Source organism: Polaromonas sp. (assembly GCF_016185115.1).
Classification (GTDB): domain Bacteria; phylum Pseudomonadota; class Gammaproteobacteria; order Burkholderiales; family Burkholderiaceae_C; genus Polaromonas.
In genome coordinates, this window is record NZ_JACPOF010000015.1 from 680,802 (window position 1) to 696,569 (window position 15,768).

The 15,768-nt window shown below is 52.5% G+C and carries 14 protein-coding genes; 9 read left to right on the plus strand and 5 right to left on the minus strand.

The annotated features are described in order from the left end of the window. Positions 1-279: 279 nt before the first annotated feature. From HYX42_RS09720 to HYX42_RS09730, 3 genes are all read right to left on the minus strand, one after another. Positions 280-1,197, minus strand: coding sequence for a LysR family transcriptional regulator (locus HYX42_RS09720; RefSeq protein ID WP_293402275.1), 918 nt, complete (start codon positions 1,195-1,197; stop codon positions 280-282). 218 nt (positions 1,198-1,415) lie between these two features. After that, positions 1,416-2,357 carry a LysR family transcriptional regulator gene (locus HYX42_RS09725; RefSeq protein ID WP_366931144.1) on the minus strand — a complete coding sequence of 314 codons (942 nt, stop codon included), beginning with the start codon at positions 2,355-2,357 and terminating at the stop codon, positions 1,416-1,418. Positions 2,358-2,445: 88 nt separating this feature from the next. Next, entirely contained in the window at positions 2,446-3,327 is an 882-nt protein-coding gene (locus tag HYX42_RS09730; RefSeq protein ID WP_293402277.1) for an alpha/beta hydrolase, read from the minus strand. 221 nt (positions 3,328-3,548) lie between these two features. On the opposite strand from HYX42_RS09730, the gene HYX42_RS09735 reads away from it, so the two are divergent. Continuing rightward, complete coding sequence (locus HYX42_RS09735) at positions 3,549-4,004, plus strand: helix-turn-helix domain-containing protein (RefSeq protein ID WP_293402279.1); 456 nt, start codon at positions 3,549-3,551, stop codon at positions 4,002-4,004. Between the two features lie 31 nt (positions 4,005-4,035). Here HYX42_RS09735 and HYX42_RS09740 read toward each other — a convergent pair whose 3' ends face one another. Further along, the gene (locus HYX42_RS09740; RefSeq protein ID WP_293402281.1) at positions 4,036-4,935 is read right to left on the minus strand and encodes a LysR substrate-binding domain-containing protein; all 900 of its coding nucleotides are present in this window, start codon (positions 4,933-4,935) and stop codon (positions 4,036-4,038) included. 159 nt (positions 4,936-5,094) lie between these two features. Between HYX42_RS09740 and HYX42_RS09745 the strand changes: the two genes are divergently transcribed. Genes HYX42_RS09745 through HYX42_RS09760 form a run of 4 tightly spaced genes read left to right on the plus strand, consistent with a single transcriptional unit; the run spans position 5,095 to position 9,333 of the window. Next, positions 5,095-6,003 carry an SDR family oxidoreductase gene (locus HYX42_RS09745; protein ID WP_293402283.1) on the plus strand — a complete coding sequence of 303 codons (909 nt, stop codon included), beginning with the start codon at positions 5,095-5,097 and terminating at the stop codon, positions 6,001-6,003. A gap of 49 nt (positions 6,004-6,052) precedes the next feature. Continuing rightward, complete coding sequence (locus HYX42_RS09750) at positions 6,053-7,036, plus strand: tripartite tricarboxylate transporter substrate binding protein (protein ID WP_293402285.1); 984 nt, start codon at positions 6,053-6,055, stop codon at positions 7,034-7,036. Positions 7,037-7,043: 7 nt separating this feature from the next. Continuing rightward, entirely contained in the window at positions 7,044-8,732 is a 1,689-nt protein-coding gene (locus tag HYX42_RS09755) for an FAD-dependent monooxygenase (protein ID WP_293402287.1), read from the plus strand. Further along, positions 8,725-9,333 (plus strand): VOC family protein, encoded by a 609-nt coding sequence (locus tag HYX42_RS09760; RefSeq protein WP_293402289.1) that lies wholly within the window; start codon positions 8,725-8,727, stop codon positions 9,331-9,333. The genes HYX42_RS09755 and HYX42_RS09760 overlap by 8 nt, the downstream gene beginning before the upstream one ends. 125 nt (positions 9,334-9,458) lie before the next feature. On the opposite strand, the gene HYX42_RS09765 is transcribed toward HYX42_RS09760, so the two are convergent. Continuing rightward, the gene (locus HYX42_RS09765) at positions 9,459-10,436 is read right to left on the minus strand and encodes a tripartite tricarboxylate transporter substrate-binding protein (protein ID WP_293402291.1); all 978 of its coding nucleotides are present in this window, start codon (positions 10,434-10,436) and stop codon (positions 9,459-9,461) included. Positions 10,437-10,741: 305 nt separating this feature from the next. Between HYX42_RS09765 and HYX42_RS09770 the strand changes: the two genes are divergently transcribed. The 4 genes from HYX42_RS09770 to HYX42_RS09785 all read left to right on the plus strand — a co-directional run bounded on the left by HYX42_RS09770 (position 10,742) and on the right by HYX42_RS09785 (position 15,733). After that, complete coding sequence (locus tag HYX42_RS09770) at positions 10,742-11,674, plus strand: LysR family transcriptional regulator (protein WP_293402293.1); 933 nt, start codon at positions 10,742-10,744, stop codon at positions 11,672-11,674. 185 nt (positions 11,675-11,859) lie between these two features. Next, entirely contained in the window at positions 11,860-13,380 is a 1,521-nt protein-coding gene (locus HYX42_RS09775; protein ID WP_293402296.1) for an aldehyde dehydrogenase family protein, read from the plus strand. 63 nt (positions 13,381-13,443) lie between these two features. Beyond that, complete coding sequence (locus HYX42_RS09780) at positions 13,444-14,916, plus strand: aldehyde dehydrogenase family protein (protein ID WP_293402298.1); 1,473 nt, start codon at positions 13,444-13,446, stop codon at positions 14,914-14,916. A gap of 61 nt (positions 14,917-14,977) precedes the next feature. Next, positions 14,978-15,733, plus strand: a complete 756-nt coding sequence (locus HYX42_RS09785) for an SDR family oxidoreductase (protein ID WP_293402300.1) — start codon at positions 14,978-14,980, stop codon at positions 15,731-15,733. The last annotated feature ends 35 nt before the right edge of the window (positions 15,734-15,768 follow it).

A 15,768-nucleotide genomic window follows, 5' to 3' on the forward strand; every position in this document is an offset into this window, starting at 1 on the left:
TTTCTAGGTTTGTGAAGGCGCCGTTTAGCCGACCTCTCGCTGACTGGGCACGCGTGTCACTTTCAGGTAAAAGCTCAACGAGCATCGCGCTAACGCGCCAAGGCTTTTGCCGGCAGGAGTTTGGGACTGAACGGGAAGGCCGGATTACTAGGCCTTCAACTCATGCCTTGGGTTCGTGCGCGGCATCCATGCCTTGGAGGCGAAACAGACGCTGTGAAATATAGGTTGAGGCCGCGCTCCCGACCATGGCACTTCGGCCATATACGCTATAAGCAACTCTTATTTTGATCTGTTTATTTCCGGTAGATCTTCTTTGCTGAGCTCGAGGCCAAATATCATGGAACGCAGCCAGATATTGCCTGGGTCGCGCGCGTACCGTTCGTGCCACAACTGTCTAATCACATAGGTCGGAAAACTAATCAGGGGCTCAACCAGCCTTAGCGCGCCGCCCTTTGCCATGATCTCTGCCGGCCTACGCGGAAGCGTGGCGACCAGGTCGGTATTGGTTATGAGCGAAGGCAGGCTCATAAAGTTGGGCAGGTGCAAAGTTACTTTTCGTGCGGCATGAATGCTGGAAAGGTATTCCTCGATCATTGCCTGTCCGGAGCCCGAGGAGTAAATCGACACATGCGCTTCGTTGAGGAATTGCTCGCGGTCGACTGTCTTGCCGATGCGCGGGTGCTCGTTGCTCACCAGACAGGCAAAAGTTTCCTTGAACAATCGCTGCTGGCACATTCCGGAAAGCGATGTGAGCATGACGCCGAGCGCAATGTCAACACTTCCAGATTCAAGCTCGGCTTCGGTCTTTTCCGAAATAGTTGACACGCGCACAGTCACACCGGGTGCAACCTTCTTAATGGCTGCCAGCAACCGGGGGATGAAAACGACCTGTCCGGTGTCGGTGAGTGCAATTCTGAACTCGCGTTGTGATTCGGCAGGGTTGAATTTGAGGTTGTTGGAAGTGGCAAACACCAGTAGCTTCAGGGCGTCGCTCACCATGGGCATTACCGACAGTGCATAGGGCGTTGCCTGCATGCCCGAGCTGGTCCGCACAAAGAGCGGATCTCCAAAGTGTTCCCTCAGCCGTCCTAAGGCGATGCTGATAGCGGGCTGACTGCAGTCAAACTCGTCGGCGACCCTGGACAGGTTGCCGGTTCTAAATATCGCTTCGAAAATCTTCAGCAGCTTGATGTCCATGTAGTGGCCCCGCAATTCATGGTTGGAATCCTAGCCAAGATCCAGCATGCTGACCAGCTCCAGCGGCCTCCCCATATAGGCAATCCCCTAATACCGACAACTGTCGATGTCACAGTCAAAGTCAGGCTTGCCACAGAACTAAATTAGCTTTGACTATCCTGAATCTGATGGAGTTCTCATTCACGTGATCGCCACTCGTTTGCAAAACGATGCCAGCTTCAGTGGCAGCTTGTTTTTGTGGTCGGGTCGGTATGCATCGGAGCATAAGACTCAACCGCAAAGTCAATAAACGCGCGTGTGCGGGCCGGTATATATTTTCGACTCGGTAGTGCGACATACAGCTCATAGCGCCCGAATACCCAACGCGGAAGCAGATGCACGAGCTTTCCCGTTTCAAAGTACTTCCGGGCGGGAAAGCTTGGTAATGCAGCGATTCCAGCTCCGTCTGCGGCGGCAGCAAATAGACACTCATAGCTCGCAGTCTGAAAAACAACCTGTATGGGAGCTTCTACTTCTTCCGACTTTCGATCAATGTGAGTTAGACCGATGTTCGGCGACGCCACGCCCGGATGCCCTCTGTCCAAGAAGCGCAAGTAATGATGTTTGACGAGATCATTTGGTTGATCGGGTATACCCATTCGGGCCAAGTAGCTTGGACTTGCGCAGAGTATGTAGTTGGTCTTCGCGATTAGACGCGCGACGACATCAGCATTCGATCCCTCGCTGATTGAAATAAAGGCCGCATCAAAATCCTCAATCCGCTTCTGCGGAAAAGGCTCTATGTCGAGGTTGAGGGTTACTTTTGGGTATTTTGCGCACCACGCATTTATTTGGTTCGCTGCGAAGTGATGGGCTATCAGGGGTGATGCCACCACGTTTACGGTACCTTGTAGTTCCTCTGCATGCTGACTCACCGTTGCCTCAGCTCCTTCGATATCGCTCAAAATGTGATGCACTCGTTGAAGATACGTGTGTCCTGCGTCAGTCAGAACCAACTTGCGAGTAGTGCGGTTCATGAGTCGCGCGCCTAGGTGCTGTTCCAGGTCTGAAACTAACCGGGTGACACTTGCGGGTGACATCTCGAGGACTCTCGCGGCCGCCGCAAAGCCCTCGTGTTCGATAACTTTCTGAAAAACTCGCATAGAAGTCAGGCGATCCATGTGCTATCCAAACTGGTTTATTTCGGCCATAAAGGCCCATAAATTTGGACCTCCAAAGTATCTGTGCTGTGAATAAATGGCATCATTTTTACGGTTCTGAAGATTCGACAGCTGATAAGGTGCGGCGCAGCCACTGCGCAATTTCATGAAGTTGGGCATCACATTGCGCGAAACGCGCTACCGTTCCGGGACTTGCCGTGGTGTTGTGGTTCATGTCGTGCGCGTGCATATGCGTAACTTTGATTCCTGCAGCGCTCAACTTTTTTGCATACGCCATGCCTTCATCGCGAAGAACGTCGTATTCGGAAGTAGTGATCAAGGTAGGTGGGAGATTAGGGAAATGTTTTGTGCGCAGTGGGGAGATCTTTGGATCCGCTGGATTGATCTGCTGGGCGTACTGTGACCAAAACCATCGCATGGTGTTGGCCTCCAAGCCTAACCCAATAGCATTTTCAAAATAAGAAACGTAGGGTGTGTTTGGGTCAGCATTCGGATGATCTGTGACAGGGCACAAGAGCATGACTGCTTTGAGGTTGGACGCCCCCGTCTCTGCGCACAATAGGTTGGCTGCTACGGCAGCCAAATTTCCACCTGCGCTATCTCCGCCCACGCACAGCCGGGATGCGTCGGCCCCAAAGGCGGCCCCATGTAAAGTTGCCCAACGCACAGCGTCAAGTGCATCATTCAACGCTGCGGGATAGGGACTCTCCGGTGCCAGACGATAGTCGACCGATAGCATCATCACGCCGCTGGCATGAGCAAACAAGCGGCAGAAGGGGTCTAACGTTTCGACTGAGCCAGCTACCCATCCGCCTCCATGTAGGTAGACCATAAGTGACCTTTTTGAACTCTGCGATTCGGGGATGTAAAGGCGTGCGCTGAGATCCGGTCGAATTTGTATCCGCTCTGCCTGGACCGAGTTTGGTAACCCGTTGATATGTTCGCGATTTTTTAGCGCGGTCATCATCATTTCTCGAATCCCCGCAATTCTCTGTGCATCACTCTGAATCGTAAGTACGGGCGGTCGCTGCTGCTCCAGTAATTGTCTAAGTGCGGGGGCTAGCGGAGTTCTGACGTTCAGAACGCTGTTGGTGGGTGGCGGTAATGGCATGGCCATATCCTATAATTTTCACTAACCTTTGGAAAGTAGGCGCCCAAAGGTGCCATACTACCCATTGAGAAAGTAAGAAAATGATGAATGTATCTTCAATCTCTTCGGTATCCCGTTCGCCCGGGCGCGTGCCGACTGATACGCTTGGTAAGGGATCTTCTGTGGCTTACGCCGCTCGCGACCCCGAACTCGAAACTCTGGTCCGGGAAATCATCAGCCGGGTGGCGGATAAATGGACAATGCTCGTTATAGAAACATTGCATGAGCATGGCTGTCTTCGATTTACTCGCTTGGGAGAACTGGTAGGCGATATAAGTCAAAAAGTCCTGACAAAAACGGTGCGGCAAATGGAGGCAGATGGCTTGGTCTCGCGGACTGTATATCCGGTGGTGCCACCTAAAGTTGAATATCAGCTGACACCTCTCGGACTGAGTTTGGGCGCTGCATTCTGCGGTGTGTGGATCTGGGCGGAAGAGCATCAATCCGCAATCAACCAATCCAGGGCGGCTTTTCTTGCGCGGCACTCGGCACTGTAAAAGTGCCGTCCGCGGGATCGCGTGCTACGCGCTACGCCGAATTGAAGTTGCCGGCGGCTCGCCTAAACATATCGCAAAAGTACTCTGCCGCAGGAATTAACGGTAGTCCGGTCCGCTGTACGATGCATATCGGTCGTTCAGGCAAGGCTTCGCTCACCTCAATAGCCTGAAACATACTGCTCCAAATTGGTAGGCGGTTCCACATCTCGGGGAGCATGATTAACAGGTCTGAGTTAGCTAGTGCTGTCATGTAAGTCAACCCAGAATGCGCCTGCATGACAAGCTTGGGCGGTGGCAAACCGTGCTGCGTAAACAGGGGGCCAATTTCGTCCTGTGCCTTGGTGGTCACTGATGCAGTGATCCACTCTGCATCTACTAGATCGCTAAGAGATTTCGCGTGCGCAAGGGGATGTCCTTTTCGGCAAAAAATCACACGCTGTGTTGAAAAAATTTGTTCAACCTCAAGTTCTGAAGGAACATTTTCTACCACGGGCCCAACGTAAAAGTCGGTAGTACCTTCCTTTAATGAAGACTCAATTCCAGGAAATACTGTGTCAATGACATCCAGTGATACTTCCGGATAGCGGAGCCGAAATTGCCTTAACGCGCTGGGCATCAAAGTGATTTGCGTGATCATTGACAGTCCAATGACGAGATTTCCGCTTGTTTCCCCACGGAGTTGGTCCAGCTCCTCCTGAGCCCTTCGTAGCTCTCCAGTCGCCATCGTCACGCGACGCAGGAAGATTTTTCCGAGAGGCGTAAGTACCACGCCCTTTTTGCCTCTTTCGAAGAGAACTACCTTGAGCTCTCGTTCAAGATCCTGAATGCTTCGGGTGATCACAGGCTGAGCCACATCCAGATGGCGTGCGGCTGCCCGAATGCTGCCGCGCTCAACGACAGTTATCAAATTCTGCAATGCGCTCAGTTTCATTTGCTGCCTTGACGTGATACCAATTCCGTATCAATGCAAAAACTTTATCATCTTTCAATATCAATGGCCACTCCCTACTATTCAGCCAATCTGGTTAAAACTGGGCTAATTTTCATTTCCTGAGAATGCCCCGCAAAGATCTTATTAAGGGGAAATGGGATGCTGTTGGTGACTGCTGCAAATGGAAATCAAGGCAAGTTGTTGATTCCGAAATTGCTTCGCGCGGGATTGGACGTTCGTGGAGCAGTGCAGTCGGAGGCCTCGGGTCTCGCACTGCAAAAGATGGGTTTGACGGATATCGTTGTGGGAGATCTCATGGATCCTGCGGTGTTACGGAAAGCCATGATGGGTGTCGAGAAGGTGTATCACATTGGCCCCACAGCCCATCCTAAAGAGCGTGAGATGGGATGCGCGGTGATCGATGCTGCACGCGAGGCAGGTGTCAAGCACTTTGTATTCAGCTCGGTTCTACACGCAATTACAACCGCGCTTGTACAGCATGAAATAAAGCGAGATGTTGAAGAGCATTTACTTTCTTCTGGCCTGGAATTCACGATCCTCCAGCCATCCAACTTCATGCTGCCTATCAAGATGCGGCCGGTTTTCCTGGAAGGTGTTTTTAGGTTGTCCTGGTCACTGGGTCGCCGGCAATCGCTGGTAGACATTGGAGATCTCACGGACGTCGCTTTTTCCGTTCTGACTCATAGTGAGCTTCATGCGGGAGCCACATACGAACTCGTTGGGCGAGGGAGATATACCGCCTATGAATTGGGCGAGATTATTTCCTCTGTCATGGGAAGGCCAATACCAGTCGAGGAAATCGACGCGGACAAATATCATCGCGCCTTGTTTGGAACTGCTGAATCCGAGAAGTCGCAGCACCAACTGAAAGTACTTAGAGCAATTACTGCGCGCTACAGTAGCAATGACTTTATTGGAAATCCGAATGTGTTGACATGGCTACTCAATCGCCAGCCAACAACCTTCAAGGAATTCGTTCAAAAGCAATATGACGCGTTCTTGGCCCAAGGATCAATTCTTGCGGAGGGATGCAAAGCGATTGCGTGACAGGTTGAATGAGATCAGGGCAAGGCCCGAATTAAAAAAGGAGACAAAAATGAGATCGCAGATTTTGAGAATTATTCCAGCGGGATTTCTGGCTGTTATGGGGCTGATTGCATTCAACGCCCATGCCCAAAACTTTCCGTCGCAGCAGGTGAGATTGATCTCGCCGTTTCCTGCCGGGAGCGGTCCCGATGTTGTCGCGCGAATTGTTGGCGAGCGCCTCGCAGCGACCTGGAAGCAGCCTGTGATTATCGACCCCCGCCCTGGAGCAAATGGATTTCTTGCATTGGGCGCCGGCAAGCAGGCTGCACCGACAGGATATGACCTGGTTGTTGCCGATGCTGGCCATTTGGCGGTCAACCCGTCACTGTTCAGGAACCTTCCGTACGACCCAAAAACAGATTTCGTACCCGTAGGTGCGTTTTACCGCAATCCTTTTTTTATTGTTGTGGGTGCGAACAGTGCCATCCGAAACATCAAGGATCTAGCTGCTGCGGCGGTGGTAGCGCCGGGGAAGGTGACTTACGGCTCCAATGCTGTGGGCGGCCCGTTGCATCTTGGCGGTGCCTTGGTCGAAACCGCCACGGGGACCAAAATGCTCCACGTTCCTTACAAGGAAATTTCCCAGCTTTACTTAGCCGTTTCAACTGGTGAGGTGGACTGGGCGATGGCCAGCTTGGCAAGTGCCGGACCGTTGCTAAAGGCCGGCAAGCTGCGTCTCATCGCTGTGGCCGATACAAAGCGCCTGGACGCCGCGCCTGCCGTTCCAACATTTGAAGAAGCAGGCGGAGCAAAACCTCTGGTGGTTCGCGGGTGGGTAGCTATTATGGCACCTCGGGGAACACCCGCATCCGCGGTGGCAACCTTAAACCGCGATATCAATGAAGCTCTCAAGCAGCCTTCAGTTGCAGAAAAGCTCAACGGATTTGGATTTGAGCCCTACGTGCTGACGCCGTCGGCAATTTCGGCGCTCATTGCAAGCGAAACCGTTTTTTACGCAGACGTAGTCAAACGCACCGGGGCAAGCGCTGACTAGCAAAAATATGGAAAAAGAAGCAACACGATCCCGAGGAAAACCGGAAGTCCTGATCGTTGGTGCAGGGCCTGTCGGACTGGCTCTCGCAATCGAGCTGGGGCAGCGTGGCGTGAACTGCCTGCTCATCGACAAAAATCCCAGAGCTGGCGCGGCACCGCGTGCCAAGACCGTGAACGTTCGCACATGTGAGCATTTCCGACGTTGGGGTATCAGTGAAGCGCTGCGTGCGGCCGCCCCCTTGGGCATTGACTATCCATCCAGCATCGCGTTTACCACGCGAATGTCGGGGCATTTGCTGACACGTTTCAACAATGCTCTTTATTGCGCGCCAGGACGAAATCCGATGTATTCGGAGCACGCTCAGTGGACGCCTCAGTACACCGTCGAAAGAGTCATGCGGGAGCATATTGAAACGATCGAGTGTGTCCAAGCCAGAAGTGCTTGCGAATTGCAGAGTTTTACCCAGAATGACAGCGGCGTCGCCGTAACTCTTGTGGATCTCAGAACTGGTCTGACAAGCGAAGTTGAGACGCAATACATTGTCGGGTGCGATGGCGCAAGCAGTGTGGTGCGTGACCTGATTGGCTCACGCCTGGAGGGTGCTTTCGGGCTATCCCGGAATTACAACGTTGTCTTTAGAGCGCCCGGACTGGCGGCCGCTCACTCGCATGGCCAAGCAATTATGTATTGGCAAATTAATGGTGAAGTACCGAGCCACATAGGCCCCATGGACGCAGGGGACCTGTGGTTTTTTATGCCGACTGGATTGGCGCCTGATGTGAAAGTGACCAAGGAAAATGCAGGAGATTTGATTCGCAGAGCTACAGGAATAGATCTTCCTTTTGAAGTGATCAGCGTGGACGAATGGACGGCCCATCGCGCCGTCGCTGATAAATATCGCGCGCAGCGGGTTTTCCTCGCGGGAGATGCCTGCCATCTACACCCGCCTTATGGCGGTTTTGGCATGAACATGGGCATTGCCGACGCTGTAGATCTTGGCTGGAAACTGGCAGCCGTACTCCGCGGCTGGGGTGGGGCGGCTCTGCTGCAGAGTTATGAACTCGAACGTCGACCCGTTCATATGCATGTTCTTAAGGAAGCTTCCCAAAATCACTCCAAAGTCGGGGCGGCCTTGTTTGAATGCGGACTGGAAGATGAGTCCGAAGACGGTGAACTCGTACGCAACCGTGTCGGCCAACGCATTAATGCCGAGAAACTTTCCGAGTTTTATACCCTGGGGACCATACTTGGCGACAGATACCTTGACTCACCCGTGGTGCAAAAACTCCTCGATAGAGACGCGCCTCCTCGCGATTTCCTAAACTACATTCCGAGCTCCATGCCTGGCGCCAGAGCACCGCATGCCTGGCTTCACGATGGCAGTTCACTGTTCGACCATTTTGGACGCGGGTTTACTTTACTTGTGCGTCCCGCAGAAGATCACGGGGACATCGATGCGGCCGTTCTCCACGCAGAGCGGCAAGGTGTGCCGTTTTCGGTGCTTCGTCTGGACAATCCTGCTGTCAACTGTCTTTATGAACACAGGCTTACCTTGATACGCCCTGATCAACATATTGCATGGGTGGGAAATAAGTGGCCAAAGTCTTCCGAATTGGATGTCTTTGCAATGGTCACTGGAAGGTCTTCACGCATAAACGTCCGTGTACCCAATTCTGAGGAAAGTATTCATGAGTAAAGTCCTTGGTCGCGACACATCAACAGTGACCACCTCAATCAAAGCGATAGTTTCCCCAGCGAAACTGGCGCACGTAGTCCTCCGAACATCGAAGTTTGACAAGCTCGTGGATTGGTACGTCAAGGTACTAGGCGCAAAGATTGCGTTTTCAGACGGAGGACTCGCTTTTTTGTCTTACGACGAAGAACACCATCGAGTTGCGGTGATCAACGTGCCGGGATTGATGGAACAGCCGGCGGGGATAAGTGGTGTTCATCACATGGCGTTTACCTATGCATCGTTGAGCGACCTGGTCTTGACTTATGAGCGTCTTCGTGAAATTGATATTGTTCCTGTTTGGTGTGTAAATCACGGACCGACAACTTCCATGTACTACGCAGACCCAGACGGTAACCAAGTCGAGCTGCAAATTGATAACTACGATACGGTAGAGGAGGCGGGAGAGTTCTTCTTCAGTCAAGCCTTCGCGATCAATCCAATTGGCGTAGATTTTCAACCAGAAGACCTTGCGATACGTTTCCGTTCAGGTGAAAGAGAAGAATCGATTAAGGTTCGACCTCAAAGCGGCAAGCGCGGGGTTGACTCTATCAAGCTGAGATAACACTCGGGCAGCTTGTAAGGCTGTTTCCGCTAGGGATTGACTTATATCTGGTAAAAATCCCTGACAACACCCCCCAAGGTTCAAAAAAAAGCCGCCCGAAGGCGGCCAATATCGGTTCAGGAGATTTATTCACCAACGATCTTCAAGTCCTTGACTACGGCACCATACTTTGCGTATGTTTCGCGGGCCAACTTTGCTGCATCGGCAGATGAGCCGCCCATCAACTGGACGCCGCTATTGCGAAGCTTCTCTTTCACATCTGGAGTTATGAGGACGGTGTTCATCTCTTTGTTGAAGCGCTGAATAATTGGTGCTGGGGTGCGGCCTGGTGCCAGAATCTGAAAGTAAGTAGAGACTTCAACACCCGCGATGCCAGACTCAGTCAAAGTGGGAACCATCGGCAGGAGGTAAGAGCGCTGCTTCTCGATCAGCGCAATAGGTACCAATTTTCCAGCGGCGATGAACGGCGCAGCACCGGCAAGGGCTGTGAAACCAATGGGAACTTCTGCACTAAGGACTGCATTCACGCCGGGCATAACTCCCTTGTAAGGGATATGGGTCATCTTGATGCCAGTAGAGCGTTGAAGCATTTCGCCCGCAATGTGCATCGGGGAGCCGGCACCTGATGTGGCGTAGCTGACGGGGGCATTGTTTCTCAGATAAGTAATCAGCTCCCTCGGCGTTTTCACGTTGATTGAAGGATGTGCAACGATCAGCAATGGTGACGTTCCGGCGTTTATGACCGGTGTCAGGTCTTTAAGCGGATTGAGCTTTACGCTGGTACCGATGGCCGGGAAATGAGGAACGATATAGATATTGCTGGGAGCGATCAAGAGCGTATGTCCGTCGGGTTCGGAGCGCACAACCTGTGCGGCGCCCAGCATTCCTGCTGCGCCTGGGCGGTTTTCAACAAGTACGGGCTGACCGAGCGTGCTGGTCATCCGTTCAGCCATGATCCGGGCGATCATGTCATTGCTGGAACCAGGGGCGACTGGCACAACGATTGTTACGGGTTTGGTTGGCTTCCATTCCTGCGCCGTACTCAGTCCAGGCAGAATTGAAATGGCAGCGGTGATCAACATCCCGCGCAGAATGGTTTTCATATTGTCTCCTTCTAATAACGCTTATAAAAACGAGTAGAAATTCAATGCGGTATCAGCATCCAATTCCGTCTCGCGCAACCCCAGTCTCGAACGGCCCAATCTGTAGACAGGAACCTCAAACCGAATGTCTCGATTAAGAATTTTATGAATGGATACCGTGGGAAGCGAATGGATTTTCTGGATAGACCCTATGGACGTCCTTGATGCTCGGTACGCCGGAAGTAGTTGGTCCTTACGATGTCTTTTAGATACGATTAAACGTGTGCTTCGGCGTCAATTGCGCTGATTTTTGTATTGGAAATGCCGTGAATCTCAATCAGCTGGATTTAAATTTGCTTCTTATCTTTGATGCGGTTATGCGAACGCGGAGCGTTACTTTGGCCGGGGAGAGGGTCGGGTTGTCTCAATCGGCGACAAGCAACTGCCTACAGCGCTTGCGGGAAGCTTTCGGGGACCCCCTCTTTTTGCGGACACCGACAGGAATGCAGCCTTCAGCTCTGGCATTGGGTATGTCAGATGAGATCAGCGGCGTGTTGGAGCGGCTGCGCTCGGTGCTGGAGCGGGACGATCAGTTTGACCCGAAGACTTCAAGCCACACTTTTCGTATCTTGGTCAGTGATATCGCTCAGATAACGCTGCTGCCTGACTTTGTGGCGATGCTTAGAAAAGAAGCGCCCAACGTAAATTTGTCCAATGTTGCTTTGCCTATGAGAGAAACCAAGAAGGCATTGGCTGATGGTGAGCTTGATCTGGCGGTAGGTTTTATTCCTGATCTAGGACCTGACTACCATCGTCAGTCGTTGGATTCAGAGCATTGGACGTGCGTAGTCAGTAAATCGCATCCAACTATCGGAGACTCCATAACCCGGAAGCAGTATTTCGACGCGGCCCATATCAGCTACCGGCCGCCGGCTGCAATTCACGCATCCTTAGACAAACTGCTCGAAAGCCGATTTGAGGGGCGTGCTGCGAGGCGGCGGGTGGCGCTTAGTGTTCCTTACTTTAGTGGGCTGGTCACCGCAGTTGCCAAGACTGATTTGGTGCTGACTGCCCCCTCACGGCTTGCCGATTCCATGACTGCAATGTCTGCAGTCAAAGTGCTTCCGCTTCCCTTTGACCTGCCAGCAATTGACCTGAACATGCAGTGGCATGACCAGGTGCATCGGGATCCAGCAAATATATGGTTCCGTAACGTGTTCGCTGCTACTTACGCGAACCGAAGTGCTGACATAAAGTAAGCCGGTTATTGCAGCCGGTGGTATGTGAAGCGATTCTGTCCATACTGCACATCCACGATATCCATTGGACTCTAGGTCATCACGTTCCTAAGATCTGTTTCGTGCGCCACACCCTGCAGGACCTCCAATCGAGTTCTGCACTCTTATTGTTTCTGGCGCTTTGAAACACATTAAAGGAGAACTGAATGACGACTACTCTGGACTCTGCGCCTCAGAAGGCTGACGGGATATCGAAAAACTCTGCAATTCTGGCCCAGGGTGCCGCCGTTGCGCTACCTCAGCACCGAGATCTCTATTACGGCGGAGCATGGCACAAGCCGAAGGGTGGTTACTCCGAAACCATTAATCCCTCTACTGGTGAGGTGCTTTGCGGATGTGCTGAGGCAAATGCCGAGGACGTAGACGACGCAGTCAAGGCCGCGAAAGCGGGTTTCGCTATCTGGAAGAAGATGAAGCCTCTGGACAGGGCTGTGCTCATGCGAAAAGTTGCCACCGTCCTTCGTGCAAACGCGTACGAGCTGGCTATGTTGGATGCGACCAATGGCGGTGGTCCAGTTGCAGAAATGATTCGTGATGTTGAATTTGCGGCAGCCAACTTCGATTTCTTTGCCGGTTTAGTCACTGAGGTCAAGGGCGAGACGATACCGATGGGCGAAGGCGTCGTGAACCTGTCTGTCAGAGAGCCTTATGGCGTTGTGGCGCGCATTGTTGCGTATAACCACCCCCTGCTGTTCCTCGGCGCGAAAAGTGCTGCTCCACTGGCTGCCGGAAACTCAGTAATCATGAAACCGCCTGTTCAGGCACCTGTATCAGCTTATCGCTTCATGGAGTTGATTGACGGAATATTCCCGCCTGGCGTATTCAACGTGCTCACTGGCGGTGTGGAGTGTGGTTCTGCTTTGGCAAGTCATCCGGGTGTTCCGGTCATTGGCCTGGTTGGAAGTGTGGAAACTGGTCGCGCGGTCATGCGAGCTGCATCGGAGCGCCTGAAGCATGTGTCGCTTGAGCTTGGCGGCAAGAATGCTTGCATTGTTTATCCAGATGCAGATCTGGATCGGGCAAGCACCGGCGCCGTTAAGGGTATGAACTTTACGTGGAATGGACAATCTTGCGGATCAACTTCCCGGTTGTTCCTGCATGAGTCCATACATGACGAGGTGATGGCAGGCATTCTCGAGAAGATCAAGGTTTATCGCCCTGGTATTCCCACCGACGTCAAAACGACGATGGGCGCCATTATTTCCCAGGCGCAACTCAATAAGGTGTTGAAGTACATCGACCTCGGAATCAGCGAAGGCGCAACCTTAGCTTGCGGTGGAAAGCGCGCCGATGCACCGGAGCTCAAAAATGGCTACTTCGTTGAGCCCACGGTGTTTACCAATGTCAAAGCGAACATGCGCATTGCAATGGAGGAAATCTTCGGACCAGTGCTCTCGGTGATCAAGTGGTCCGACGAAGAAACCATGTTCCAGCAGGTTAATGCCGTCGATTACGGTTTGACTGGGGCGGTGTTTACGCGCGACTTGGCCACCGCTCATAAAGCGGCAAGTCGTATCGAATCCGGTGTGGTTTGGGTCAACAACACAAGTTCCCATTTCATTGGTGCCGGCTTTGGTGGATACAAGCAATCTGGCATTGGACGTGATGAATCAATTGAAGAACTGCTCTTCAATACTCAATCCAAAAACATCAACATCACTCTGTAAGTTCGAGACTTCCAGAGACAGCTTATTCATAACGGGCCTCTCGAAAGGCTTGGAGACATATCAATGAACACAGATGTGGCAGTGAGTGCGGGCCAAGTGCACGCTCAAATGCTTATTGGCGGCTCAAGAGTTGACAGTACCAGCCGATTAGAGGTGCGAAACCCCGCCCGTACCGAAGAAGTTGTTGGGACCATCGTTCGCGGAACGCCCGCTGATGTTGATAACGCCGTTGCTGCAGCCAAGGCGGCCCAGCCTGGCTGGGCTGCAAAAACCTTCGTTCAACGTGCGGAAGCGCTGTCGCGTGCTCTGGACAAGCTCGGTGAGGATATCGATGAGCGAGCTAAGATTTTCGTTCGTGAGAATGGGAAGACTTTTGCGGAAGCCAAGCGCGAGCTATCAGATGTGGCCGCTAGGGCACGTTTCACGTTGGAGCTGGCCCCTGAGTTGGACGCGGCCAATGAAATGGCATCGCCTGACGGCCGCACATTTGTCCGCCGGGTTCCGTTTGGCGTTGTCGTTTCCATTGGGCCGTGGAATGCGCCCGTCTCCTTGGCGTGCATGCAGATTATTCCGGCACTCCTCACGGGAAATTCGGTTGTTCTCAAAGCACCCGAAAGCTGCCCGCTTGCGCTTATACGGACGGCTGAGGCTATCGCGGCCGAACTGCCAGATGGGTTGCTGAATGTGGTGACAGGTTTGCCGGGCGAAATAGGGGATGCGCTAACAACTCATCCGGATGTAAGCAAGATTGGCTTCACCGGAAGCATTCCCTCCGCAAGAAAGATCATTGCCAACGCAGCGCAAACGATCAAAAGCGTTACTGCTGAGCTTGGCGGTAATGATCCGGCAATCGTTTTGGAAGATGCTGACCTTAGTGATGAGTCCATGCAGCGCATGGCGACGATTGTGTTCCGGATGTCCGGACAGGTTTGCATGGCCATAAAACGCATCTATGTGGCGGAATCGATCCACGACCAGTTTGTCGAAGCGTTTGGAAAAGCTGTTGAACGAATTGTCGTCGGAGATGGGCTCGTTCCAGCTGTCTCAATGGGGCCTCTACATACCAGGGCTGGTTTCGAAAGGGCTCTTGAAATCATTGCCGATGCTGAGTTGCACGGAGGAAAAGTCATGAGACTGGGTCGAATCAACGATCCTGATTCATTTGAGCATGGCTACTTCATACAGCCCACCGTGGTTACAGATGTGGCCGAAACTTCCAGGCTGGTATTAGAGGAGCAGTTCTGTCCTGTAATCCCAATCATTCGATTCAAAACTGTCGACGCTGCTGTAGCCAGCGCGAATGCCACCATATTTGGACTTGGAGGATCAGTCTGGAGTAGGGATATCGAGAAGGCTTTGGCTATCGCTGCCCGCATTGAGGCGGGTACTGTTTTTGTGAACACGCATGGCACCAACAGCGTCAATCGAAAGGCTCCATACGGAGGACTCAAGCAGAGTGGCAGCGGAAGGCGAGCCGGCATTGAGGGTTTGCATGAGTACACGCAAAGCCAAACTCTTACTACATACGAACGTTGATTGAAGTTTCTTCGCATCATGAGGTGCGAGGGGTACACAAAAAAGCTTAACGGAGAATATTTTGGGAAAACTTACCGGTAGAAGTGTGATCGTGACTGGCGGTGCGCAAGGAATAGGTGCAATTTTCGCAGTTGCATTGGCCAAACAAGGCGCTCGTGTGAGCGTCTGCGACCTTAAGGCTCCTGAGCAAACCGTATCTCAGATACGAGCATTAGGGGGCGAGGCGATCGGAACAGTTTGCGATGTGACCGATGGGAAAGCGGTGGCAAGGATGGTGGCGGAAACTGAAAAATCTTTCGGAAGTATCGAAGGACTTGTCAATAATGCAGCTCTTTTTGCGGGACTGCCAAAGCGTGCAATTGAAGACATAAGTTCCGAAGAGTTTGATCGGGTAATGTCTATCAACGTTCGAGGCGGCTTCGAGTGCATCAAAGCTGTTGTCCCCATCATGCGGAGACAGGGATACGGAAAGATCGTCAACCTCGCGTCCGGGACCGTCTTTAAAGGACAAGTCCACATGCTGTCATATGTGACCTCCAAAGGAGCAGTCGTAGCCATGACCAAGTGCCTAGCTAGGGAACTCGGCAGCGCTGGCATTCGCGCGAACTGCCTGGCACCAGGTTTCACAATGAGTGAAGGGGTGAAAGACCAACCAGAGTGGGTGGAAGCAGGTAAAGCCACTATCGCAAGTCGCTGTCTCCGACGTGAGCAGACTCCTGACGATCTGACGGGTGCTCTTGAGTACCTCTTGTCCGCAGACAGTGATTTCATGACTGGCCAGACCATGATCGTTGACGGTGGCTCCGTAATGCACTGATTTCTTGCCAAAAGGAATCTCAACTCAGTTCGTTA

Bases quoted from the DNA above. Each gene is read 5' to 3' on its own strand.
- HYX42_RS09775 (WP_293402296.1), top strand. From the start codon at position 11,860: ATGACGACTACTCTGGACTCTGCGCCTCAGAAGGCTGACGGGATATCG.
- HYX42_RS09720 (WP_293402275.1), bottom strand. From the start codon at position 1,197: ATGGACATCAAGCTGCTGAAGATTTTCGAAGCGATATTTAGAACCGGC.
- HYX42_RS09755 (WP_293402287.1), top strand. From the start codon at position 7,044: ATGGAAAAAGAAGCAACACGATCCCGAGGAAAACCGGAAGTCCTGATC.
- HYX42_RS09730 (WP_293402277.1), bottom strand. From the start codon at position 3,327: ATGATGATGACCGCGCTAAAAAATCGCGAACATATCAACGGGTTACCA.
- HYX42_RS09780 (WP_293402298.1), top strand. From the start codon at position 13,444: ATGAACACAGATGTGGCAGTGAGTGCGGGCCAAGTGCACGCTCAAATG.
- HYX42_RS09760 (WP_293402289.1), top strand. From the start codon at position 8,725: ATGAGTAAAGTCCTTGGTCGCGACACATCAACAGTGACCACCTCAATC.
- HYX42_RS09745 (WP_293402283.1), top strand. From the start codon at position 5,095: ATGCTGTTGGTGACTGCTGCAAATGGAAATCAAGGCAAGTTGTTGATT.
- HYX42_RS09740 (WP_293402281.1), bottom strand. From the start codon at position 4,935: ATGAAACTGAGCGCATTGCAGAATTTGATAACTGTCGTTGAGCGCGGC.
- HYX42_RS09735 (WP_293402279.1), top strand. From the start codon at position 3,549: ATGATGAATGTATCTTCAATCTCTTCGGTATCCCGTTCGCCCGGGCGC.
- HYX42_RS09765 (WP_293402291.1), bottom strand. From the start codon at position 10,436: ATGAAAACCATTCTGCGCGGGATGTTGATCACCGCTGCCATTTCAATT.
- HYX42_RS09725 (WP_366931144.1), bottom strand. From the start codon at position 2,357: ATGGATCGCCTGACTTCTATGCGAGTTTTTCAGAAAGTTATCGAACAC.
- HYX42_RS09750 (WP_293402285.1), top strand. From the start codon at position 6,053: ATGAGATCGCAGATTTTGAGAATTATTCCAGCGGGATTTCTGGCTGTT.